22 protein-coding genes are annotated in these 20,946 nt (G+C 67.4%); 18 read left to right on the forward strand and 4 right to left on the reverse strand.

Annotated features, from left to right (window positions below; translation table 11 throughout):
- The first annotated feature begins 170 nt into the window (after window positions 1–170).
- From RT513_RS13645 to RT513_RS13695, 11 genes are all read left to right on the forward strand, one after another.
- The gene (locus RT513_RS13645) at window positions 171–1,112 is read left to right on the forward strand and encodes an ABC transporter substrate-binding protein (RefSeq protein ID WP_290687978.1); all 942 of its coding nucleotides are present in this window, start codon (window positions 171–173) and stop codon (window positions 1,110–1,112) included.
- A 101-nt stretch (window positions 1,113–1,213) separates the two neighbouring features.
- On the forward strand, window positions 1,214–1,987 hold the full coding sequence (locus RT513_RS13650; RefSeq protein WP_290687980.1) for an ABC transporter permease: 774 nt from the start codon (window positions 1,214–1,216) through the stop codon (window positions 1,985–1,987).
- A complete protein-coding gene (locus RT513_RS13655; RefSeq protein WP_088216692.1) occupies window positions 1,984–2,766 on the forward strand; it encodes an ABC transporter ATP-binding protein in 783 nt (260 codons plus the stop codon). The genes RT513_RS13650 and RT513_RS13655 overlap by 4 nt, the downstream gene beginning before the upstream one ends.
- A gap of 214 nt (window positions 2,767–2,980) precedes the next feature.
- On the forward strand, window positions 2,981–4,213 hold the full coding sequence (hutI, locus tag RT513_RS13660) for an imidazolonepropionase (RefSeq protein WP_290687983.1): 1,233 nt from the start codon (window positions 2,981–2,983) through the stop codon (window positions 4,211–4,213).
- Window positions 4,210–5,754 (forward strand): histidine ammonia-lyase, encoded by a 1,545-nt coding sequence (hutH, locus tag RT513_RS13665; RefSeq protein WP_290687985.1) that lies wholly within the window; start codon window positions 4,210–4,212, stop codon window positions 5,752–5,754. Before hutI ends, hutH begins: the two co-directional genes overlap by 4 nt.
- 2 nt (window positions 5,755–5,756) lie before the next feature.
- On the forward strand, window positions 5,757–6,557 hold the full coding sequence (gene hutG / locus RT513_RS13670; protein ID WP_290688048.1) for an N-formylglutamate deformylase: 801 nt from the start codon (window positions 5,757–5,759) through the stop codon (window positions 6,555–6,557).
- Between the two features lie 4 nt (window positions 6,558–6,561).
- Window positions 6,562–8,238 (forward strand): urocanate hydratase, encoded by a 1,677-nt coding sequence (hutU, locus tag RT513_RS13675; RefSeq protein ID WP_290687987.1) that lies wholly within the window; start codon window positions 6,562–6,564, stop codon window positions 8,236–8,238.
- Window position 8,239: 1 nt separating this feature from the next.
- Entirely contained in the window at window positions 8,240–8,893 is a 654-nt protein-coding gene (locus tag RT513_RS13680; RefSeq protein ID WP_290687989.1) for a flavin reductase family protein, read from the forward strand.
- Window positions 8,890–9,561: a HutD family protein gene (locus RT513_RS13685; RefSeq protein ID WP_290687994.1), complete on the forward strand. Its 672-nt coding sequence runs from the start codon at window positions 8,890–8,892 to the stop codon at window positions 9,559–9,561. The genes RT513_RS13680 and RT513_RS13685 overlap by 4 nt, the downstream gene beginning before the upstream one ends.
- Window positions 9,558–10,919, forward strand: a complete 1,362-nt coding sequence (locus RT513_RS13690) for a formimidoylglutamate deiminase (RefSeq protein WP_290687996.1) — start codon at window positions 9,558–9,560, stop codon at window positions 10,917–10,919. The genes RT513_RS13685 and RT513_RS13690 overlap by 4 nt, the downstream gene beginning before the upstream one ends.
- A gap of 38 nt (window positions 10,920–10,957) precedes the next feature.
- Window positions 10,958–11,635 (forward strand): UTRA domain-containing protein, encoded by a 678-nt coding sequence (locus RT513_RS13695; RefSeq protein WP_290688050.1) that lies wholly within the window; start codon window positions 10,958–10,960, stop codon window positions 11,633–11,635.
- 148 nt (window positions 11,636–11,783) lie between these two features.
- Here the strand turns inward: RT513_RS13695 and RT513_RS13700 are convergent, their stop codons facing one another.
- Window positions 11,784–12,218, reverse strand: coding sequence for a MarR family winged helix-turn-helix transcriptional regulator (locus RT513_RS13700; protein WP_290687998.1), 435 nt, complete (start codon window positions 12,216–12,218; stop codon window positions 11,784–11,786).
- Window positions 12,219–12,282: 64 nt separating this feature from the next.
- Between RT513_RS13700 and RT513_RS13705 the strand changes: the two genes are divergently transcribed.
- The 4 genes from RT513_RS13705 (at window position 12,283) to rpsD (ending at window position 14,751) form a co-directional block, all read left to right on the forward strand.
- On the forward strand, window positions 12,283–12,642 hold the full coding sequence (locus RT513_RS13705) for a DUF1428 domain-containing protein (RefSeq protein ID WP_088216702.1): 360 nt from the start codon (window positions 12,283–12,285) through the stop codon (window positions 12,640–12,642).
- A 2-nt stretch (window positions 12,643–12,644) separates the two neighbouring features.
- Window positions 12,645–13,409, forward strand: coding sequence for a VOC family protein (locus RT513_RS13710; protein ID WP_290688001.1), 765 nt, complete (start codon window positions 12,645–12,647; stop codon window positions 13,407–13,409).
- Window positions 13,409–13,882, forward strand: coding sequence for a VOC family protein (locus tag RT513_RS13715; protein WP_290688003.1), 474 nt, complete (start codon window positions 13,409–13,411; stop codon window positions 13,880–13,882). Before RT513_RS13710 ends, RT513_RS13715 begins: the two co-directional genes overlap by 1 nt.
- Window positions 13,883–14,130: 248 nt before the next feature.
- Window positions 14,131–14,751, forward strand: coding sequence for a 30S ribosomal protein S4 (gene rpsD / locus RT513_RS13720; protein ID WP_088216705.1), 621 nt, complete (start codon window positions 14,131–14,133; stop codon window positions 14,749–14,751).
- A gap of 174 nt (window positions 14,752–14,925) precedes the next feature.
- Here rpsD and RT513_RS13725 read toward each other — a convergent pair whose 3' ends face one another.
- Window positions 14,926–15,495, reverse strand: a complete 570-nt coding sequence (locus RT513_RS13725) for a thymidine kinase (protein WP_290688006.1) — start codon at window positions 15,493–15,495, stop codon at window positions 14,926–14,928.
- 411 nt (window positions 15,496–15,906) lie between these two features.
- Window positions 15,907–17,193: a DEAD/DEAH box helicase gene (locus RT513_RS13730; protein WP_088216707.1), complete on the reverse strand. Its 1,287-nt coding sequence runs from the start codon at window positions 17,191–17,193 to the stop codon at window positions 15,907–15,909.
- Between the two features lie 343 nt (window positions 17,194–17,536).
- Here RT513_RS13730 and RT513_RS13735 point away from each other — a divergent pair, with 343 nt between their 5' ends.
- The 3 genes from RT513_RS13735 to RT513_RS13745 all read left to right on the forward strand — a co-directional run bounded on the left by RT513_RS13735 (window position 17,537) and on the right by RT513_RS13745 (window position 20,237).
- On the forward strand, window positions 17,537–18,154 hold the full coding sequence (locus RT513_RS13735; protein WP_290688009.1) for a hypothetical protein: 618 nt from the start codon (window positions 17,537–17,539) through the stop codon (window positions 18,152–18,154).
- A gap of 194 nt (window positions 18,155–18,348) precedes the next feature.
- Window positions 18,349–19,512 (forward strand): alpha-hydroxy acid oxidase, encoded by a 1,164-nt coding sequence (locus tag RT513_RS13740; protein WP_088216709.1) that lies wholly within the window; start codon window positions 18,349–18,351, stop codon window positions 19,510–19,512.
- 110 nt (window positions 19,513–19,622) lie between these two features.
- On the forward strand, window positions 19,623–20,237 hold the full coding sequence (locus RT513_RS13745; protein WP_088216710.1) for a 50S ribosomal protein L25/general stress protein Ctc: 615 nt from the start codon (window positions 19,623–19,625) through the stop codon (window positions 20,235–20,237).
- Between the two features lie 334 nt (window positions 20,238–20,571).
- On the opposite strand, the gene RT513_RS13750 is transcribed toward RT513_RS13745, so the two are convergent.
- Window positions 20,572–20,880, reverse strand: coding sequence for an antibiotic biosynthesis monooxygenase (locus RT513_RS13750; protein WP_290688012.1), 309 nt, complete (start codon window positions 20,878–20,880; stop codon window positions 20,572–20,574).
- Window positions 20,881–20,946 lie beyond the last annotated feature (66 nt).

The following is a 20,946-nucleotide window of genomic DNA, read 5'->3' on the forward strand; positions in this document are numbered from 1 at the left end:
CTTGGCTCGTATTGGTCCCCCCTGGTGAGCCGGACGCGAGCCGACTGGGCACACATGCGTAATTATTGGGCGATGCCCCATTTTTCCGCGATCTTCTGGTGAATTTGTATAGACAAAAGCAGCTTTCAGGCGTCCTGCTAGGCAAAAGACTACTGAACAGGGTGAAAAAGATGACTGTCAGAACGCTTCTCGGCGCTTTCGCGCTGGGTCTCATCTCCAGCGCGGCAGGCGCTGCCACTCCCGTTACGGTCGGGCTTTCCGGCTGGACGGGGTTCGCACCCCTCACGCTTGCCAAGGAAGCGGGGATCTTCGAGAAGAACGGGCTCGACGTGTCGCTGAAGAAGATCCCGCAGGCCAGCCGGGGCCTCGCCATGGCGTCGGGTGACATTCATTGCGCGGCGACCACGGTGGAAACCTGGCTGGTGTGGAGCGCGAACGGCGTGCCTGCCAAGCAGATCTTCCAGCTCGACAAATCGCATGGCGCGGACGGGATGGTGGTGCGCGGCAATGTCGAGAAGATCTCCGACCTGAAGGGCAAGACGATCGCCGCTTCGGCCCCCGGCACCTCGCCCTATTTCTTCCTCGCCTGGATCCTCAATGAAAACGGGCTGAAGATGTCGGACGTGCGCGTGGTGAACCTGGAGCCGGGACCGGCGGCGCAGGCCTTCATCGCCGGGCAGAACGACGCGGCGATGACCTATGAGCCCTATCTCTCCTCCGTGCGGGAGGCAAAGGATGCGGGCAAGATCATCGCTACGACGATCGACTACCCCGCCGTGATGGATACCTTCGGCTGCACCCCCGATTTCCTGTCGAAGAACCCGGAGGCCGCAAAGGCGCTGGCGAAAAGCTATCAGGAGGCGCTCGACCTCATCAAGGCGGAGCCGGAGAAGGCCTTCGGCATCATGGGCGCCGACGTGAATCAGACGGCGGAGCAGTTCAAGGGCTCGGCCCAGTATCTCGAATGGCAGGATCTGGCGGCGGCCAAGACCTTCTTCGCGGGCGAATACCTCGATTTCGCGGGCAAGGCCGGGAAGCTGATGGTGGAGATGGGCCTGCTGAAGTCCGAGCCTGACGTGGCCGCGCTGATCGACACGCAGTTCATTCAGTAACGCAACGACCGGGCGGGGGCGCTGCCTCCGCCCGCCTGCAATGACAGCCGACAGCCGATGGCCTGTTCGGACCAACAACCGGGAAGGCCGCCGGAACGCTCATGAAACCGCTCGAACCGATAAGCCCGCGCCTGCGCATGGTGCTGGGGATCATCTTCTTCATCCTGTTCTTCGCCCTCTGGGCGGGGGTCACGCTCACGGGTTACGTCTCGCCCACCTTCCTCGCCAGCCCGGTGCAGATGCTCAAGGACGGCTGGTGGCTGCTCACGGAACGCGGCTTCCTGACGGATATCGGCATGACGGCCTGGCGGGTCTTCGGCGGCTTCGCCATGGCGACGGTGGTGGCGGTGCCGCTGGGCATCGCCATGGGTGCCTACAAGCCGATAGAGGCTTTGTTCGAGCCGTTCGTGTCCTTTGCGCGCTACCTGCCGGCCTCGGCCTTCGTGCCGCTGCTCATCCTCTGGGCGGGGATCGGCGAAATGCAGAAGCTGCTCGTCATCTTCATCGGCTCGGTGTTCCAGCTCATCCTGATGATCGCGGTGATCGTGGCGGGCACGCGCAAGGATCTGGTGGAGGCCGCCTATACGCTCGGCGCGCGCCAGAACGGCATCCTGCGCCGGGTGATTCTACCCTCCGCCGCACCCGAGATCGCCGAGACGCTGCGGCTCGTGCTCGGCTGGGCCTGGACCTATGTGATCGTGGCGGAGCTGATCGGCGCATCGTCGGGCATCGGCTACATGATCATCAACGCACAAAGCCTGATGGCGACGGGGCAGATGATCTTCGGCATCATCGTCATCGGGGTGATCGGCTTGATCACCGACCTTGCCTTCCGCCGCCTGAACCTGCGCCTTTTCGCCTGGAGATACGCATGAGCCTTCTGGAGATCCGCGGCGTCACGCGCACCTTTCCCGGCGTCCGGGGCGGCCAGCCGGTGCTCGCCCTGCAACCCACCGACCTGACGCTGGAGGAGAACGATTTCGTCACCATCCTCGGCCCCTCCGGCTGCGGCAAGTCCACGCTGCTGCGCATGGTGGCGGGGCTGGACACGCCCACCGCCGGGACGATCACGCTGGACGGCAGGCCGGTGAAGGGTCCGGGCGCGGAGCGGGGGATGGTGTTTCAGTCCTATACGCTGTTCCCCTGGCTGACGGTGCGCCAGAACATCGCCTTCGGCCTGCGGGAGAAGGGCGTGTCGGCGGGCGAGCAGAAGGACATCGTGGAGAGCTACATCGACCGGGTGGGCCTGCGCGGGTTCGAGGAGCACTGGCCGCGCCACCTGTCGGGCGGCATGCAGCAGCGCTGCGCCATCGCGCGGGCGCTGGCCAACCAACCGCGCGTCCTGCTGCTGGACGAGCCCTTCGGCGCGCTGGACAACCAGACCCGGAGCCTGATGCAGGAGCTGCTGCTGGGGATATGGGAGCGGGAACAGAAGACGGTGATCTTCGTGACCCACGACATCGAGGAAGCGGTCTTCATGGCCTCCCGCGTGGTGACGATGAGCGCGCGTCCGGGGCGGATCAAGTCGATCACGCCGGTGCCGTTCGGCCATCCGCGGGACTACACGCTTAAATCCTCGCCCGAATTCTCGCAGATCCGGCTGAAGCTGACGGAGGAAATCCGGGGCGAGGCGATCGCGGCAGCCGCGCATTGACGGTGGGCCGGGAGAAATCCGGCCAGCCGCCACCAGCAGCCATGACGCCCTGAAAGACGGACGGCAGTTCCCCGCCGAGGCAGGCGGGGCAGTGCGGCGAAAATGGCACCATGGCGTATCGCGCGACGGGCCATTCTTCAAAACATGTGGAAGCGGGCGGGAAAATAGGTGCTAATATGTACATACATATTAGGCGAATCGGACGGAGAGCGACATGGAACTCTTTTCTGACGGCGCAGGCGGCAACGGCTCCGGTCTGTGGCGCAATGCCCGCCTCCTGACGATGGTCGAAGGCGCCGCTCCGGTGGAGCAGGGCGCGGTGGCGGTGCGGGACGGGCGGATCATCTATGCCGGGCCGGAGGCGGGGCTGCCGGAGGGTCTGGATGATCTTTCCGTCACGGATTGCGCCGGGGCGTGGATCCTGCCCTCCTTCGTAGATTGCCACACGCATCTGGTCTTTGCCGGCAACCGCGCGCGGGAGTTCGAGATGCGCCTGGCCGGGGCGAGCTACGAGGATATCGCCCGGGCGGGGGGCGGCATCCTCTCCTCCGTCGCCGCGGTGAATGCGGCGGAGGAGGATCGCCTGCTGGCCGAAAGCCTCCCCCGGCTGGACGCCATGCTGGCGGAGGGCACCTCCACCGTCGAGATCAAGTCTGGCTACGGGCTGAACATCGGGGCCGAACTCCGGATGCTGCGCGTCGCCCGTCGTCTGGGCAGGATGCGGAGTGTGCGGGTCAGGACGACATGGCTCGCCGCCCATGCCGTGCCGCCGGATTACCGCGGCCGGAATGCCGACTACATCCGGGAGGTCGCCATCCCCGGGCTGGAACAGGGGCATGAGGAGGGGCTGATCGACGCGGTGGACGGGTTCTGCGAGCGGATCGCCTTCACCACGGAGGAGCTTCGCCCGCTCTTCGAGAGGGCGCGGGCGCTCGGCCTGCCGGTGAAACTCCATGCGGAGCAGCTGTCGGATTCCGGCGGCAGTGCCTTCGCGGCGGGATATGGCGCGCTGTCCTGCGACCATCTGGAATATCTCGACGCCACGGGCATTGCGGCGATGGAGGCGGCGGGGACGGTCGCCGTGCTGCTGCCCGGTGCGACCTATGCGATCCGGGAGGCGCAGATGCCCCCCGTTGCCGGTCTGCGCGAGGCGGGCGTGCCCATCGCGCTTGCCACCGACTGCAACCCCGGAAGCTCCCCGCTCACCTCCCTGCTGCTGACGATGAACCTTGGCGCCACGCTGTTCCGCCTGACGGTGGCGGAATGTCTGGCCGGGGTCACGCGGGAGGGCGCGCGCGCGCTTGGCCTTCTGGCGGAGACGGGCACGCTGGAGGCGGGCAAGAGCGCCGACTTCACCCTGTGGCAGATCGGGTCGCCTGCGGAACTGGTCTACTGGCTGGGCTTCAATCCCGCGCATCAGCGGGTCTATCGCGGATTTGCCGAATGACGATCACGCTGACACCGGGGCAGGTGACGCTTGCCCAGCTTGAACGCATATATCGCGACGGCGCTGCCGCGCGGCTGGACCCGGCGACTGCGCCGGGGATCGCGCGGGCCGCGGCGCGCATCGCCGCCATCGCTGCGGGGAACGAGGCCGTCTATGGCGTGAACACCGGCTTTGGCAAGCTCGCCTCCATCCGCATCGGGGCCGCCGATACCGCGACGCTCCAGCGCAACCTGATCCTGTCGCATTGCTGCGGCGTGGGGGAGCAGCTGCCCGAACCGGTGGTGCGGCTGATCCTGGCGCTGAAGCTCGTGTCGCTGGGGCGGGGTGCCTCCGGCGTGCGGCCGGCGGTGACGGCGCTTCTGGAGGAGATGCTGGCGCGGGGGGTCGTGCCGGTCATTCCGGGACAGGGGTCGGTGGGCGCGTCGGGTGACCTGGCGCCGCTCGCCCATATGGCCGCCGTGATGATGGGCGAGGGGGAGGCCGTCGTCGGCGGCACCCGTCTTCCGGGCCGCGATGCGCTGATGCAGGCGGGCCTGTCCCCCGTGGTTCTGGCCGCCAAGGAGGGGTTGGCCCTCATCAACGGTACGCAGGTTTCCACCGCTCTGGCGCTGGCCGGGCTGTTCGGCGCGCATCGGGCGGCGCAGGCGGCGCTGGTGACGGGCGCGCTCTCCACCGATGCGGCGATGGGGTCGTCCGCGCCCTTCCACCCGGAAATCCACCGCCTGCGCGGCCATCGCGGCCAGATCGACGCGGGCGCGGCGCTCGCCGCGCTGCTGGACGGCTCGGCGATCCGCGAAAGCCATCTGGAGGGCGATACCCGCGTGCAGGATCCCTACTGCATCCGCTGCCAGCCGCAGGTGGACGGCGCGGCGCTCGACCTGATCCGGCAAGTGGGCCGCACGCTGGAGGTGGAGGCGAATGCGGTGACGGATAACCCGCTGGTGCTGACCGATGACAGCGTGGTCTCCGGCGGCAATTTCCATGCGGAGCCGGTGGCCTTCGCCGCCGACATCCTCGCGCTGGCCGTGTCGGAGATCGGGGCGATCGCCCAGCGGCGGATCGCGCTTCTGGTGGATCCGGCGCTGTCTTTCGGGCTGCCCGCGTTTCTGGCGGCGGAGCCGGGGCTGAACTCCGGGCTGATGATCGCAGAGGTCACCTCCGCCGCCTTGATGAGCGAAAACAAGCAGATGACCCACCCGGCCTCGGTCGATTCGACGCCCACATCGGCCAATCAGGAGGATCACGTCTCCATGGCCTGCCACGGCGCGCGGCCGCTGCTGCGGATGGTGGAGAACCTAAACGCCATTCTGGGGATAGAGGCGCTGACCGCCACGCAGGGCATCGAATTCCGTGCGCCGCTGGCGACCAGCCCGGGCCTTGGCAGGGTGATGGCCGTGGTGCGCGGCGTGGTGCCGACCCTGACGCAGGACCGCTACATGGCCCCCGATCTGGCGGCAGCGGCGGCGCTGGTGGCCCGCTGCGCGCTGACCGCGCCGGTCGCCGACATGCTGCCCAGACTGGAGGCCGGATTGGAAGGATGACAATGCAGGTATTCGAGGTTTCCGAAGGGGAGGGGCCGGTCATTCTGGGCCTGCCGCATACCGGCACATGGGTGCCGAATGACGTGGCAAAGACGCTGAACGAGCGGGGCCGGGGGCTGGACGATACGGACTGGCACATCGAGCGGCTCTATGCGGACCTGCTGCCCGGCGTCACCACGGTCCGGGCGCGGTTCCACCGCTACGTGATCGACGCGAACCGCGATCCGTCGGGGGAGAGCCTGTATCCCGGGCAGAACACTACCGGCCTCGTGCCGCTCACCGATTTCGACGGCAACCCGATCTGGGCGGAGACGCCCGATGCGGCGGAGGTGGAGCGGCGGCGGCTGGCCTTCCATGCGCCCTATCACGCGGCACTGGCCGCGCAGGTGGAGCGGGTGCGGGCAAGGCATGGCGTGGCGATCCTCTATGACTGCCATTCGATCCGCAGCCGCATCCCCTTCCTGTTCGAGGGTACGCTCCCCGATTTCAACGTGGGCACCAACAACGGCACGACCTGCGCACCGCAGGTGGCGGAGGCCTTGACCGGCGTCACCACCGCGGCGGAGGGCTATACGCATGTCCTTAACGGGCGCTTCAAGGGCGGCTGGACGACGCGCCACTACGGGCGGCCCCTTGAGGGCATCCACGCGATACAGATGGAGCTTGCCCAATCCACCCACCTTTCCACCGAAGGCCAACCCTTCGCCTATGACGAGACGAAGGCCGCGCGGCTCCGCCCGCATCTTTCCCTGATCCTCCACCGCCTCGCCGCGCTTGCGGCTGCGCTTGCCCGCAAGGAATAACGCCATGAACGCCGATCCCCGCCACAACCAGCGCGACATCTTCCCGCCGACCGGCACGGAACTGAACGCGAAAAGCTGGCTCACCGAAGCACCGCTGCGGATGCTGATGAACAACCTCCACCCCGACGTGGCGGAGCGCCCGCATGACCTTGTGGTCTATGGCGGCATCGGGCGGGCGGCCCGGACATGGGCCGATTTCGACCGGATCGTCGCGACGCTGAAGACGCTCAACGACGACGAGACGCTGCTGGTGCAATCCGGCAAGCCGGTGGGCGTGTTCCGCACCCACAAGGACGCGCCGCGCGTGCTGATCGCCAATTCCAACATCGTGCCGCATTGGGCGAACTGGGAGCATTTCAACGAACTCGATCGCAAGGGCCTGATGATGTACGGCCAGATGACGGCCGGGTCTTGGATCTACATCGGCGCGCAGGGCATCGTGCAGGGCACCTACGAGACCTTCGTGGAACTGGGCCGCCAGCATTACAACGGCGATCTCAAGGGAAAATGGGTGCTGACCGGTGGCCTGGGCGGCATGGGCGGCGCGCAGCCGCTGGCCGCCGTGATGGCGGGCGCCTGCTGTCTGGCGGTGGAATGCGACGAAAGCCGCATCGATTTCCGCCTGCGCACCCGTTACGTCGATGAAAAGGCCCATACGCTGGACGAGGCGCTGGAAAAGATCGACCGCTGGACGAAGGCGGGGGAGGCGAAATCCGTGGGTCTGGTGGGCAATGCCGCCGAGATCTTCCCCGAGCTCCTGAAACGCGGCATCCGCCCGGACATCGTGACGGATCAGACCTCTGCCCATGATCCGGTGCACGGCTACCTGCCCGAGGGCTGGGGCGTCGCCGAATGGCGCGCAAAGCAGGAGAGCGACCCGGAAGCGGTGAACCGCGCGGCCCGCGCCTCCATGCGGCGGCATGTGGAGGCGATGGTGGGCTTCCACGACGCGGGCGTGCCCACGGTGGATTACGGCAACAACATCCGCCAGATGGCGCTGGAAGAAGGGTTCGAGCGCGCCTTCGCCTTCCCCGGCTTCGTGCCCGCCTGCATCCGGCCGCTGTTCTGCCGCGGCATCGGGCCGTTCCGCTGGGCGGCGCTGTCGGGCGACCCGGAGGATATCGCGAAAACCGATGCCAAGGTGAAGGAGCTGATCCCGGACAACCCGCATCTGCACAACTGGCTGGACATGGCGGCGGACCGGATCGCGTTTCAGGGTCTGCCCGCGCGGATCTGCTGGGTGGGGCTGGGCGACCGGCACCGGCTGGGCCTTGCCTTCAACGAGATGGTGGCCAACGGCGAGCTGAAGGCCCCGGTGGTGATCGGGCGGGATCACCTCGACTCCGGCTCCGTCGCCAGCCCCAACCGGGAGACGGAGGCGATGCGCGACGGGTCAGACACCGTGTCTGACTGGCCACTGCTCAATGCCCTGCTGAACACCGCCTCCGGCGCGACCTGGGTGTCGCTGCATCATGGCGGCGGCGTGGGCATGGGCTTCAGCCAGCATGCGGGCATGGTCATCTGCTGCGACGGGACGGAGGATGCCGCGCGCCGGATCGAGCGGGTGCTGTGGAACGACCCGGCCACGGGTGTGATGCGCCACGCCGATGCCGGCTACGACATCGCCATCGACTGCGCCACGGAACACGGGCTGCGCCTGCCCGGCATTCTGGGGAACTGAGATGGACTACGCCCCCGGACGCGAGGCCTGCCCGCTGCCGTTCTCGCCTTTCAAGGCCTGCACGGTGCCGCGCCCCATCGGCTGGATCTCCACCGTCTCGCGATCGGGGGTGGCGAACCTCGCACCCTACAGCCAGTGGCAGAACCTGACCTTCGACCCGCCGATGGTGATGTTTGCGGCCAACCAGTATTCGGACGGCCGCCGCAAGCATTCGGTGGTGAACGCCGAGGAGACGGGCTGGTTCGTCTGGAACATGGCGACATGGGAGCTGCGGGAGGCGGTGAACATCTCCGCCGCCGAATGGCCCGACGGGGATGACGAGTTCCTCCGCGCCGGTGTCACCCCAGAACCCTGCGTGGAGGCCCCCGGCCCCCGTGTTGCGGAAAGTCCCGCGCATTTCGAATGCCGCTACCTTTCCACCCACCGCCTGCGCGGCAATTCCAGCCACGGCTGGGTGGAGGTGGTCTATGGCGAGGTGGTCCGCATCCACGTGAAGGACAGCGTCCTGACCCCGGAGGGGAAGCTCGACTATCCCCGCATCCGCCCGCTCGCCCGCATGGGCTATTACGATTACGCCGCCATCAGCGAGACGTTCGAGATGCGGGTGCCGGGGGCTTCGGACGCGGCCTCCGCCGGGCTGGAGGGCAAGGCATGAGGCATCTTTCCGCCGGGGATTACGTGACCCAGCCGTGGAAGAATGGCGGTGGCCTCACCCGGGAGATCGCGCGTGCGCCGGAGACGGGGGAGTTCGACTGGCGGCTCTCCATGGCGACGGTGGCGGAGGATGGCGCGTTCTCGACCTTTCCCGGCGTGGACAGGACGCTGACGGTTCTGACCGGCGCGGGGATCGTCCTTACCGTGGCCGGGCGGGAGGCGCGGCTGACGCCCGGCGTGCCCTTCGCCTTTCCGGGCGACGTGCCCGCCGCTTCCCGCCTGCTGGCGGGTGAGGTGACGGACCTGAACGTCATGACGCGCCGGGGCAGGGTCTCTCACGAGGTGACACGGCAGACCGGGCCCGCCATGGTCCTCAACCCTGCCGTGGTTCCCAACCCCACCGTGGTCCTCAACCCCGCGTTGGTTCCCGGCCTGCGGGCGGGCACCGGTCAGCCCGCTTCCACTGCACGGGGCGCTGGCGACCTGCCGGTGAGCGATTCCGGCGGTTTGCCGGGGGCGCGCCACATGCTTCTTTTTGCCCTGACTGCGTTCACCGTGAACGGGATTGATGTCGCCCGGTTCGACACTCTGATACCCGACCGAGACGAGACGCTGCATTTGCCGGAGGGTGCGGAAGTTCTGCTCATCCGGCTGGAGACACTGCCATGACCATTCTATGGGCCGAAACCGCCTTGACGCCGGAGGGCTGGCGCGACGGCGTGCGGATCGAGATTGCGGAGGGCCGCATCCTCTCCGTGACCTGCGGGACGGAGGCGGAGGGCGAGCGCCATCCGATCCTGCTGCCCGCGCCGGTCAACCTGCACTCGCATGCGTTTCAACGCGCGATGGCGGGGCTGACCGAACGGCGTGGCCCCGATCCGAAGGACAGTTTCTGGACGTGGCGGGGGCTGATGTATCGCTTCCTCGACCATCTGACGCCGGAAGATGTGGAAGCCATTGCCGCGCTCGTGCAGGTGGAGATGCTGGAGGCGGGCTATGCCGCCGTCGCGGAGTTCCACTACCTCCACAATGCGCCCAACGGCGCGCCCTACGCCGATCCCGCAGAGATGTCGGCCCGGATCGTGGCGGCAGCGGCCGATACCGGCATCGGGCTTACCCTGCTGCCGGTGTTCTACCAGTATGGCGGCTGCGACCGGCGCCCGCTGGGCCCGGGGCAGATGCGGTTCTTCAACACGCCCGACAGTTTCGCGGTGCTGCATGCCGCCGCTGCGCAGGCGGTGGCGACGCTGCCCGGCGATGCGCGGATCGGCATCGCGCCGCATTCCCTCCGCGCCGCGGACCCGGAGGGGCTGGCGGCCGTTCTACCGCTCGCGCCCGATGGGCCGGTACATATCCATGTGGCCGAGCAGGTGGCAGAGGTGGAGGAGGTGCTGGCCCATCGCGGCGCCCGCCCGGTGCGCTGGCTGCTCGACAATGCCGCTGTCGATGAGCGCTGGTGCCTGATCCATGCCACGCAGATGGAACCGGCGGAGACGGAGGCGATGGCGCGCTCCGGGGCGGTGGCGGGTCTCTGCCCGATCACGGAGTCGAACCTCGGCGACGGGATCTTCGACGGGCGGCGGTTTCTGGACGCGGGCGGCGCCTTCGGTGTCGGCTCCGACTCCAACGTCCGCATCGCGCTGGCGGAGGAGCTTCGCACGCTGGAGTATTCCCAGCGGCTGCGCGACCGCGCCCGCGCGGTGCTGGCGGAGCAGAAGCGGTCCACGGGCCGGGTGCTGTTCGAGGGCGCGGTCAAGGGCGGTGCCCAGGCGGCGGGCCGCGCCGCGGGCGGCATCGCGCCTGGTCTCTGGGCGGATCTCGTGGCGCTGGACGGCGGGGCGGTCGATCTGGATGGACGGCGGGGGGATGTGATCCTCGACAGCTACATCTTCGCGGGCGATGACCGGATGGTGAGCGATGTCTGGTCCGCCGGGCGGCATGTGGTGACGGAGGGGCGGCATGTTTCGCGGGACCGGATCGCCGCCCGCTACCGAGAGACGCTGGCCCGGCTGAGGGCGCGGCTCTGACCGTCGCCCAGATACGCTCCGGCGCCTCGTGGCAGGCGATCCGCGACGAAGTGCTTCGCCGCATCCGCGCCCGTGACTGGCCACCCGGCACCTCCATCCCGAACGAGGCCGATCTCGCCGTGGAGTTCGGCTGCGCGCGGGCGACGGTGAACCGCGCGCTCCGCGACCTTGCTGCGGCGGGCGTGCTGGAACGCCGCCGCCGCGCGGGCACCCGCGTCGCCGCGGCCCCCGCGGGCCGGGCGCAGCTCGAGATACCCGTCCTTCACCGCGATGTGGAGGAAAGCGGCGCGGCCTATGGCTATCGGCTGATATCCCGCAGGACGGAGCCGCCACCGGCGGCGCTGGCCCTGCGGCTCGGGCTCGATCCGGCGCGCGCGCTCCTGCATCTCCGCTCCCTGCATCTCGCGGATGATGCGCCGCATGTGTTCGAGGACCGCTGGATCAACCCCGCTGCCGTGCCCGAGATTCTTGCCGTCGATCTGGAGCGCGTCAGCGCCAATGAATGGCTGGTGGAGAACACCCCCTTCAGCGCGGGCGACATGCGCATCTCCGCAGAAGCGGCGGAGGAGGAGGTGGCCAGACATCTGGGCGCGGCGGCAGGGGCGGCGCTGCTGGTCGTCGAACGCTCCACCCGGCGGGAGGCGGCGGTCATCACCCATGTCCGGCAGTTCTTCGCGCCGGGCCACCGCATCGACCTTGCCCTCTCCACGGGTTAGCAGGCCGCTGAAAAAGATTTTCGGCTCCGCGTTGGAGCGGAGATCGTTCGCGCTCTGGTAAAGGTCAGCCGGAAATCTACATATTCCGGGCTGATTTCCCGATTTCCAGAGCATGGAAACGACACTTCCGAACGTTTTCAGCAGCCTGTTAGAGCGCGGCAAGCAGGCTGCGCAGACGGTCGTCCTCCTCGGCCAGCGCCGATGTCAGCTCCGCATGGATGCGGTGCCAGACGGGGAGCGCCGCGAGCAGCCGTGCATGGCCCGCTTCGGTCAGCGCGAGCCGCCGCTGCCGTTTGTCCTTCGCATCGGGAGTGCTGGTCGCCAGACCGTCCCGCTCCAGCGGCTTCAACGCCGCGGTAAGCGTCGTGCGGTCCATGGCGAGGATCTCCGCCACACGGCCCAGCGTCGGCGGTTCGGGCTGGTTCAGCGCCATCAGCAGGGAGAACTGCCCGTTGGACAGCCCGAAGGGCCGGAGCGCATCGTCAAACCGCCGCGCAAGGCGGCGGGCCGCGCGCTGCACATGCAGGCAAAGGCAACTGTCGTGGACGGCGAGCGTGGTCTGGAACGGAACTTTCTTTGACATGACGTTGTTATGTTGATATCAACTCAATAAGTCAAGGGAAGCGATTCTTCAGGGAGGAGATGTCATGTCCTATGTCGAAGGTTTCATTCTGGCCGTCCCCGCCGACCGGCGGGAGGATTATCGCAAGCACGCGGAGGAAGGCGCGGCCTTGCTGCGCCAGTTCGGCGCGACCCGCATCGTGGAGGCGTGGGGCGACGACGTGAAGGAGGGTAAGTGGACCGACTTCCGCCGCGCGGTCAAGGCGGAGGAGGGGGAGGACGTGGTATTCAGCTGGATGGAATTCCCGTCCCGCTCCGTCAGGGATTCCGCCTTTGAAAAGATGATGTCCGATCCCCGCATGGAGGAGATGGGAAAGAACATGCCCTTTGACGGCAAGCGCATGGTGTTCGGCGGTTTCGAGGTCATCCTCGACACCGTGGCCTGACCATGGCGAACCGTCATGGCGACCCGGTGTGGTATGAACTGCTGACGCGCGCGCCGGAGCGGGCAGCGGCCTTTTATGGGGCGCTGCTGGGCTGGACCATCCGGGACTCGGATGCGGGCCGCCCCGGCTACCGCCTGCTGCTGGCCGGGGAGGACATGGTGGGCGGTCTGTTCCCGGCGACGGCGGAGATGCCGGTCGGCTGGCTGTCCTACACTGCCGTCGGGGATGTGGATGCCGCCGCCGCATCGACGGCGGCGGCGGGCGGCAAGGTGCTGGCCGGACCGATGGACAATCCTGCGGCGGGGCGTCTGGCGGTCCTCACCGATCCGCAGGGGGCAATGTTCGCCCTCATGTCCCTTCAGGACGGCTGGGAAAGCCATGCTTTCGAGGACAGTCCGGGCCATTGCCGCTGGAACGAACTCACCACCTCCGATCAGACGGCGGCCCTTGGTTTCTACGGGGCGCTGTTCGGCTGGACGGCGGGAGGCGGCATGCCCATCTCCCCCGAGCAGGGCGATTACCGCTTCATCCAGCAGGGTGAAACGGTGCTCGGCGCGGTGATGAACGGTGACGCTTCCGCGCCGCCGCCCGCGTGGCTGTTCTACTTCGGCGTGGATGATGTGGCGGCGGCCGTGGCGCGGCTGACGGCCGCCGGGGGCAAGGTGCGGGTCGGCCCGGTGGAGGTGCCGGGCGGCGACTGGATCGTCGTGGCCAGCGACCCGGAGGGCGCGGCGTTCGGACTGGTCGGCCCGAAGGGGGGCGTGTGATGGAGGTGGTGCAGACCCTCTGGTTCGCGAACGGCATGGATGCCGCGCTGACGTTCTACACGTCGCTCATTCCCGGCTCGGGCATCGACACCCAATGGACCATGGCCGCCGACAGTCCCGCCGGACCAGCGGGCAGCGTGCGCGTGGCGACCTTTCATCTGGGCGATCAGCGGTATCAGGCGATGGAAGCGGGGGATGGCGAGCCGTTCACCCCTGCCTTTTCCATCACGCTGCTCTGCGACGATCAGGCGGAGGTGGACAGGCTGTGGTCCGCCATCGCCGATGGTGGAGGAACGCCGGTCGAATGCGGCTGGATCCGCGACCGCTGGGGGCTTTCCTGGCAGGTCGTGCCCCGTCGCCTGATCGAACTGATGTCCCAACCGGACAAGGAAGCCGCAAGGCGCACGGCGGAAGCGATGATGCGGATGGTGAAATTCGATATCGCTTCGCTGGAGGCGGCCTCGGCGGGGTGAGGCACACTCCCTCCCCGGCCGGGGGTTTCGCGCGGCCGGGTTTTTCGCAGCGTATCGCTGGTAGGGCCGGATGAATCGACTGCCCCCGCATTGACAGACCGGGCGCCGCGATATATGCCGCCGCGTCCGGCCCCCTCAGGGGTGCGGAATCATTGGTGTTGGTGGACCCCGCGAGGGGAATCCTGTCGCCCGCAAGGGAAAGGACAACGCCCTTCACGGCCTTCCGGCCCTATCGAAGGAGATCAGCGGTGACCAAACGCACCTCTGCCAAGTACAAGATCGACCGCCGCATGGGCGAAAACATCTGGGGCCGTCCGAAGTCCCCGGTGAACAAGCGCGAATACGGCCCCGGCCAGCACGGCCAGCGTCGCAAGAACAAGCTCTCCGACTTCGGTACGCAGCTGCGCGCCAAGCAGAAGCTGAAGGGCTACTACGGCGACCTGACCGAGAAGCAGTTCCGTCGTATCTACGCGGAAGCCGAGCGCGTCCGTGGCGATACCGGCGAAAACTTGGTGGGCCTGCTGGAGCGTCGTCTCGACGCCGTCGTCTATCGCGCGAAGTTCGTTCCGACCGTGTTTGCCGCCCGCCAGTTCGTCAACCACGGCCATGTGACCGTGAACGGCCAGCGGGTGAACATCGCCTCCTACCGTGTGAAGGAAGGCGACGTGATCGCGGTTCGCGACAAGTCCAAGCAACTTGCCATCGTTCTGGAAGCTGTTCAGCTGACCGAGCGTGATGTGCCGGACTACCTCGAAGTCGACAACTCCAAGCTGACCGCGACCTTCGTGCGCACGCCCCAGCTGGGCGATGTGCCGTATCCGGTCCGCATGGAACCGAACCTCGTCGTCGAATTCTACGCCAAGAACTGAGTTCTTTCGTATCTTGTGCTTTGTGAAGGGCTGCGCCTCCCCGGCGCGGCCCTTTGCTTTTGGGGCTCTGCATTCGCGGGGTGTTAGGGCAGGGGTGTTAGGCCGGGTCAGGGTGGCTGAGGCTGCGCCCAATGCCATGCGGGGGAAGGCCCTCGCTCTCCGGCCGCGCGGGCGTCAGTCCCCCATCGCGGCGCGCCAGTGGCGGCGGCAGAGGGAGACGTAGCTCTCGTTGCCGCCGATCTGCACCTGCGAACCTTCGCGCAGCGCCGCCCCATCCGGGCCGAGCCGCACCACCATGGTCGCCTTGCGCCCGCAGTGACAGACGGTGCGGACCTCCCGGATCTCATCCGCCAGTGCCAGAAGCGCCGCGGAACCGGGGAACAGATCGCCCCGGAAATCGGTGCGGAGGCCGTAGCACATCACGGGTATGTCCAGATCGTCCACCGCGCGGGCCAGTTGCCAGGCCTGCGGTGTCGTCAGGAACTGTGCCTCATCGACAAAGACGCAGGCGAGGGGCGCGCGCTCCGCGATCCTGTGGAAAAGATCGTCCTCCGGCAAGAAGCATTCGGCGGCGGAGGAAATGCCGATGCGGGACGCGATCCGCCCCGGGCCGGCCCTGTCATCCACGGCGGAGGTGAGGAGCAACACCTCCATCCCCCGTTCGCGGTAGTTATGCGCGGCCTGCAGCAACGCGGTGGACTTGCCCGCGTTCATGGTCGAGTAATGCAGAAAGAGCTTGGCCATCAGATTTTCAGTGCGGATTTACGGGGTGAGGATCGCCTGGTCGCGGGCAGCAGGGCCATGCCGACACTCCGGGCCGGCATGCAGATGCAGCGGGGAGCACCCCCCTGATGACGTCCAGCCCCACGGGGCAGGAGACCCCGCGGATAGGGTAGTGGCCCCGCTGCCCCTCGGCCGCGAAGCCATGACAGGCTGCTGAAAATGCATTCCGGGATTGCCCTGAGGCGGAGATGTTCCCGCATTGTGGGGAGATCGTCTGAGAAACCGCAAGTTCTGGCTCTCGACCGTACCGATTTCCTGGCTCTCAACATAAGCCCAATGCCCGACTCTTTCAGCGGCCTGACAAAGGCGCGGCACGGAAACAGATGCGCTGCGCGGCGCGGAGACATTGGCCCCCAGCGCCGCGCCAGGGGATCATGCCCCCGCGGTGGCCCGCTGTTCCCGCTTCGGGCGGCGCGAAGGACGCCGCGCCGGACGGCCGTTGCCGTTGCTGTTGCCGTGGTTGCGCCCCGGTCCCCCGCGACGGTCCCCTCCCTGCGGCCTGCCCTGTGCCCGCTTCTGCGGTTCGCCCACGGGCGGTTCGCCGCCTGCGACGGGAATGGCGATCTTCATCACCTTTTCGATCGCGCGCAGTTCGGAGATCTCGGCAGGAGCGCAGAAAGCCACGGCCCGCCCGTCAGCCCCGGCCCGCGCCGTGCGGCCGATGCGGTGGACATAGTTCTCCGGCACGTTCGGCATGTCGTAGTTATAGACATGACGCACGCCCGGAATGTCGATGCCGCGCGCCGCGACATCCGTGGCGACCAGCACCTTCAGCTCGCCGTCCCGGAAGGCTTTCAGCGTGCGTTCCCGGTGGTTCTGGCTCTTGTTGCCATGGATGGATCCGGCCGCATAGCCGGAGGCGTCGAGATGCTTCATCAGCTTCTCCGCGCCATGCTTGGTGCGGGAAAAGACCAGCGCCATTTCACCCGGATGGCTGTCGAGCTGCGATTTCAGCAGCGTCGCCTTGTCGCCCTGATTCACGAAATAGACTGACTGGTCGATCTTGTCGGCGGCCTTGCCGGGGGGCGAAACCTCCACCCGCACCGGATCGCGCAGGTAGGTCTGGGCCAGCTCTTCCATCTGCTTCGGCATGGTGGCCGAGAACAGCAGCGTCTGCCGGCGCACCGGCAGGTGACGGGCGATCTTGCGCAGCGCGTGGATGAAGCCGAGGTCCAGCATCTGGTCCGCCTCGTCCAGCACGAGATAGCCCGTGTGCTCCAGCGTCAGCGCCTCCCGCTCCAGAAGGTCGATCAGGCGGCCGGGCGTCGCGACGAGGATATCCGTGCCGCGGCGCAGACGGGTCGCCTGCGCATGGAGCGAGGAGCCGCCCATGATGCGCTGCACCCGGATGGGCGAGGTGCCGGCGTAGAGTTCAAGGTTCTCCGCGATCTGGTTCACGAGCTCCCGCGTGGGGGCGAGGATCAGGGCGCGCACCGTCATGGGCGCGGGCGGTTTGCCCATGTTCAGGAGCCGGTGCAGGATCGGCAGGCCGAAGGCCGCCGTCTTGCCGGTGCCGGTCTGGGCGAGGCCCATAACGTCGCGGCCCTGCATGGCATGCGGAATGGCCCCCGACTGGATCGGGGTGGGTTGGGTAAGCCCCTGCTTGGCAAGGGTGGTGAGCAGCCTCTTGTCGAGGCCGAGAGTATCGAACTGGGTCATCTGTGCCTTTCGGGGCAACGGGCGCGGACGCGCGTCATCGGTCAGGCCCCCGCGGGGAGCGCGGGTGCCGGCTGGCAAGAGTGGCGTCCGAGGCCTCACCCTCCGGCGGATACCGGCGGGCCGTCTGGACGCGGCGCCCCTGCGTGATATGGGAACCGGGAAAATCTCATCCGTCCGGGCGGCACATTGGCCGGGCCTGCTCACGCGGCAGCGGAACGGATCGGCGGAAGATGGTCCAAAGCGGCCCGAAAGTCAAGCCACCCGCTGTGCGAATGACGGGAAAGCAGGGCCTGCCGCAGCGTCTCTGCTGTGGTATGTAGCGGAAAAACCGGCGTTTTCCCCCATGTTCCGATTCGCTGCCGTTCTTCTCCTGCTGTTGCTGTCGTCGCTCCCCGCCCATGCCGCCTTGCGCACCTGCGAGACGCGGGTGAACGGAGAGCCCGTGGCGCTCACCTTCGATGATGAGGAGGAGGTCTGGTCCTCCTACCGGGAGGGCTGGTTCGCCAAGGGGGCGACCTGTCCCGGCCTCATCGTGCTCCGCCAGCTCACGCCCGATCTCGACGATACGGAGCGGGGCGTGTTCTGCGCCGTCTGGGATGCGGAGGCGGAGCAATACACGGGCTTCGCCACCGGCGCGCGGGATGGGTATGGCCGCTGCCGGAAGCCGGGCCTGATCTGCCGGGGGGTGAAGGCGACGGCGGGGGAGGTCATGGCGGTGTCCGGTCTGGGCATCCGGGTGGAGGAACCTGCCGCGCCGGAGCAATCACCGCCGGGCCTGCTCGGTGCGCTGGCTCAGCAGGCGGGCGCGGTGGTGCTGTCGGGCACGGCGGCCCATGTCGCCAGCGCCCTTCAGGGGGCTGGCGCGGCGCTGGCGGCGACCGTCGGCGGCCCGGTGGCGCTTGCGGGCGCGGCAGTCACTGTCGTGGCGGTGGGAGGCGCACTTTACATGTGCAGCGGCTGAGCGCGGAGCATTAGGCCTCCCGGTCATTCTGCTGCCCGGATGGTGGGTCGCGGGGAAGGTGGCTGCGGCGAAAAGCGGGCGGGAAAGCGAATGCCGGCCCGGCATGGAGGCCCCGCTTCGGGTTCCAAGCGCCCACAGACGTTGAAACCCGGGCCTCCGGGCCCTAGGAAAAGGAAGCCATCCCGGAGACTGACATGACCGTGATTACCTCGATCGACGACCTGAAGCGGCTCTACAAGCGGCGCACGCCCAAGATGTTCTACGATTATGCGGAATCGGGAAGCTGGACCGAGCAGACCTTCCGCGAGAACTCCTCCGATTTCGCCGATATCCGCCTGCGCCAGAAGGTTGCCGTGAACATGGAGGGGCGGACGACGGCCTCCGAGATGCTGGGCCAGCCCGTCGCCATGCCGGTGGCGCTGGCGCCCGTCGGGCTGACGGGGATGCAGCGCGCGGACGGGGAGATCAAGGCCGCGCGGGCGGCAGAGACGTTCGGCGTGCCTTTCACCCTCTCCACCATGTCGATCTGCTCCATCGAGGATGTCGCCGCCCATACGGTGAAACCCTTCTGGTTTCAGCTCTACGTCATGCGGGACACGGAGTTTCTGGAGGGGCTGATCGAACGGGCGAAGAAGGCGAATTGTTCTGCCCTTGTGATCACGCTGGATCTGCAGATCCTCGGCCAGCGGCACAAGGATCTGAAGAACGGCCTGTCCGCCCCGCCGAAGATGACGCCCGCCAATATCCTGAACCTCGCCACGAAGGTGCAGTGGGGGATGGAGATGCTGCAGACCAAGCGGCGCACCTTCGGCAATATCGTGGGACATGCCAAGAACGTGAGCGATGTCTCCTCCCTGTCCTCCTGGACGGCGGAGCAGTTCGATCCGAAGCTCGACTGGGAGAAGATCCAGCGGATCCGCGATCTCTGGGGCGGCAAGATCATCCTGAAGGGCGTTCTGGACGAGGAGGATGCGAAGCGCGCCGCCGATTTCGGGGCCGACGGGATCATCGTGTCCAACCATGGCGGGCGGCAGCTCGATGGCGCGCTGTCCTCCATCCGGCGGCTGCCGCCGATCCTGCGTGCGGTGGGCGACCGGACGGAGGTCTATATGGATGGGGGCGTGCGTTCGGGACAGGACGTGCTGAAGGCGGTGGCGCTCGGCGCGAAGGGCGTGTTCGTCGGGCGGGCCTTCGTCTATGGGCTCGGCGCGATGGGGGAGCAGGGGGTCAAGACCGCGCTCGACGTCATTCACCGGGAACTCGACATCTCCATGGCGCTCTGCGGCGAGCGGGATGTGAAGAATCTCGGGCGCCACAATCTCTACGTGCCCGCGAATTTCGAGGGGGAATGGGCCTGACAGGGGCGATTGTGCTTGTCTGAAAGGCCCGCTGCGTGTAGAGGCGCCACCTTGGACCGTCCATGCACCCTTGGAGGATGGGCGGCCGCATTTAACCAATGGAGTATCCTATGGCTGGTGAGATCCCGAATCTTCAGGCCGAGGTGCGGACGGGGACAGGCAAGGGGGCCGCTCGTCAAGCTCGTCGTGAGGGCAACGTACCCGGTATCGTTTATGGCGACGGCAAAGAGCCGCTCGCGCTGAACCTCAACTACAACTACCTGCTGAAGCACCTGAAAGCCGGGCGCTTCATGTCGACGCTCTTCAACCTGAAGGTCGAAGGCCAGGAAGACGTGCGCGTCATCTGCCGCGGCGTTCAGCGCGACGTGGTGAAGGACCTGCCGACGCATGTCGATTTCATGCGCCTGCACCGCAACAGCCGCATCAACCTGTTCATCCACGTGAACTTCGAGAATCACGAAACGTCCCCGGGCCTCAAGCGCGGCGGCACGCTGGTCATCGTGCGTCCCGAAGTGGAACTGGAAGTCACCGCCGGTGACATTCCTGACCACATCACCGTGGACCTGTCGGGCAGCAACATCGGCGACGTGATCCACATCAACGACATCCCGCTCCCCGCCGGCGTGAAGCCGACGATCGACCGGAATTTCGTGGTGGCGAACATCTCCGCGCCGTCGGGCCTGCGTTCGGAAGAGAATGAGGAGGCTGCCGCGGAAGAGGCGTGAGCCTCTGACGTGCAGCCGGCCCGCAAAGGGCCGACCTTCGGGAAGGGGCATCGGGGAACCGGTGCCCCTTTTCCTTTGGCGCCGCAGGGCTTCCTTTGGCGCCGCAGGGCGGGCCCGCTGTTCCGGTCGGTCAAGGCGGGTCGTATGTGTGTTCGCTGGACATCCGGTCGCTGGAGCAGGCCGGTCTCCGGGTGAGGGCGACCTGCGGGCGGCGCACTCCACATGCGCGACATGCGCGGGGGGAAGGCGCGGGCTCAGGCGGGCGCTGCCCGCCATTCCCCCGCGCCTCGCGGAGCCTTGCTCCACGGGTCCGGCGTTACCGCTGGCGAGCGGCTCAACCGGCCAGCACGGCGGTGAAGGTCTCAAGCTCTGGCCGGCCAAGATAGATATCCGCATGTCCGCCCGCGCCCGTATGGGCATGGCGGAACTGCTCCGACCGGGTCCAGTCCTGGAAGGCCTCTTCCGATTCCCAGGTGGTGTGGGAGGCATAGAGCGTGTGATCCTCCTTCGACGGTCCCCGCATCAGGTGGAAGGCGATGAAGCCCGGCACTTCCTTCAGGCGGCTGTCGCGGCTTTTCCAGATTTCCTCAAACACCGTTTCGGAGCCGGGCTTGATGCGGAAGCGATTCATCGTCAGGTACATGTGTCGTCAGATCCTCGTGCTGTGGAGCCGCGGGGCTGGCGGGCGCGTTGCGCTGGCGGGGCGGCG

This window comes from Haematobacter sp. (assembly GCF_032102465.1).
In the GTDB taxonomy this organism is placed as follows: domain Bacteria; phylum Pseudomonadota; class Alphaproteobacteria; order Rhodobacterales; family Rhodobacteraceae; genus Haematobacter.

What these genes read in the sequence shown, in the direction of transcription:
- hutG (WP_290688048.1), top strand. Translation starts at nt 5,757, where the DNA reads ATGCAGGTATTCGAGGTTTCCGAAGGGGAGGGGCCGGTCATTCTGGGC.
- hutU (WP_290687987.1), top strand. Translation starts at nt 6,562, where the DNA reads ATGAACGCCGATCCCCGCCACAACCAGCGCGACATCTTCCCGCCGACC.
- RT513_RS13680 (WP_290687989.1), top strand. Translation starts at nt 8,240, where the DNA reads ATGGACTACGCCCCCGGACGCGAGGCCTGCCCGCTGCCGTTCTCGCCT.
- RT513_RS13685 (WP_290687994.1), top strand. Translation starts at nt 8,890, where the DNA reads ATGAGGCATCTTTCCGCCGGGGATTACGTGACCCAGCCGTGGAAGAAT.
- RT513_RS13745 (WP_088216710.1), top strand. Translation starts at nt 19,623, where the DNA reads ATGGCTGGTGAGATCCCGAATCTTCAGGCCGAGGTGCGGACGGGGACA.
- RT513_RS13705 (WP_088216702.1), top strand. Translation starts at nt 12,283, where the DNA reads ATGTCCTATGTCGAAGGTTTCATTCTGGCCGTCCCCGCCGACCGGCGG.
- RT513_RS13690 (WP_290687996.1), top strand. Translation starts at nt 9,558, where the DNA reads ATGACCATTCTATGGGCCGAAACCGCCTTGACGCCGGAGGGCTGGCGC.
- RT513_RS13715 (WP_290688003.1), top strand. Translation starts at nt 13,409, where the DNA reads ATGGAGGTGGTGCAGACCCTCTGGTTCGCGAACGGCATGGATGCCGCG.
- RT513_RS13710 (WP_290688001.1), top strand. Translation starts at nt 12,645, where the DNA reads ATGGCGAACCGTCATGGCGACCCGGTGTGGTATGAACTGCTGACGCGC.
- RT513_RS13650 (WP_290687980.1), top strand. Translation starts at nt 1,214, where the DNA reads ATGAAACCGCTCGAACCGATAAGCCCGCGCCTGCGCATGGTGCTGGGG.
- RT513_RS13750 (WP_290688012.1), bottom strand. Translation starts at nt 20,880, where the DNA reads ATGTACCTGACGATGAATCGCTTCCGCATCAAGCCCGGCTCCGAAACG.
- hutI (WP_290687983.1), top strand. Translation starts at nt 2,981, where the DNA reads ATGGAACTCTTTTCTGACGGCGCAGGCGGCAACGGCTCCGGTCTGTGG.
- hutH (WP_290687985.1), top strand. Translation starts at nt 4,210, where the DNA reads ATGACGATCACGCTGACACCGGGGCAGGTGACGCTTGCCCAGCTTGAA.
- RT513_RS13730 (WP_088216707.1), bottom strand. Translation starts at nt 17,193, where the DNA reads ATGACCCAGTTCGATACTCTCGGCCTCGACAAGAGGCTGCTCACCACC.
- RT513_RS13725 (WP_290688006.1), bottom strand. Translation starts at nt 15,495, where the DNA reads ATGGCCAAGCTCTTTCTGCATTACTCGACCATGAACGCGGGCAAGTCC.
- RT513_RS13735 (WP_290688009.1), top strand. Translation starts at nt 17,537, where the DNA reads ATGTTCCGATTCGCTGCCGTTCTTCTCCTGCTGTTGCTGTCGTCGCTC.
- RT513_RS13655 (WP_088216692.1), top strand. Translation starts at nt 1,984, where the DNA reads ATGAGCCTTCTGGAGATCCGCGGCGTCACGCGCACCTTTCCCGGCGTC.
- RT513_RS13700 (WP_290687998.1), bottom strand. Translation starts at nt 12,218, where the DNA reads ATGTCAAAGAAAGTTCCGTTCCAGACCACGCTCGCCGTCCACGACAGT.
- RT513_RS13740 (WP_088216709.1), top strand. Translation starts at nt 18,349, where the DNA reads ATGACCGTGATTACCTCGATCGACGACCTGAAGCGGCTCTACAAGCGG.
- RT513_RS13645 (WP_290687978.1), top strand. Translation starts at nt 171, where the DNA reads ATGACTGTCAGAACGCTTCTCGGCGCTTTCGCGCTGGGTCTCATCTCC.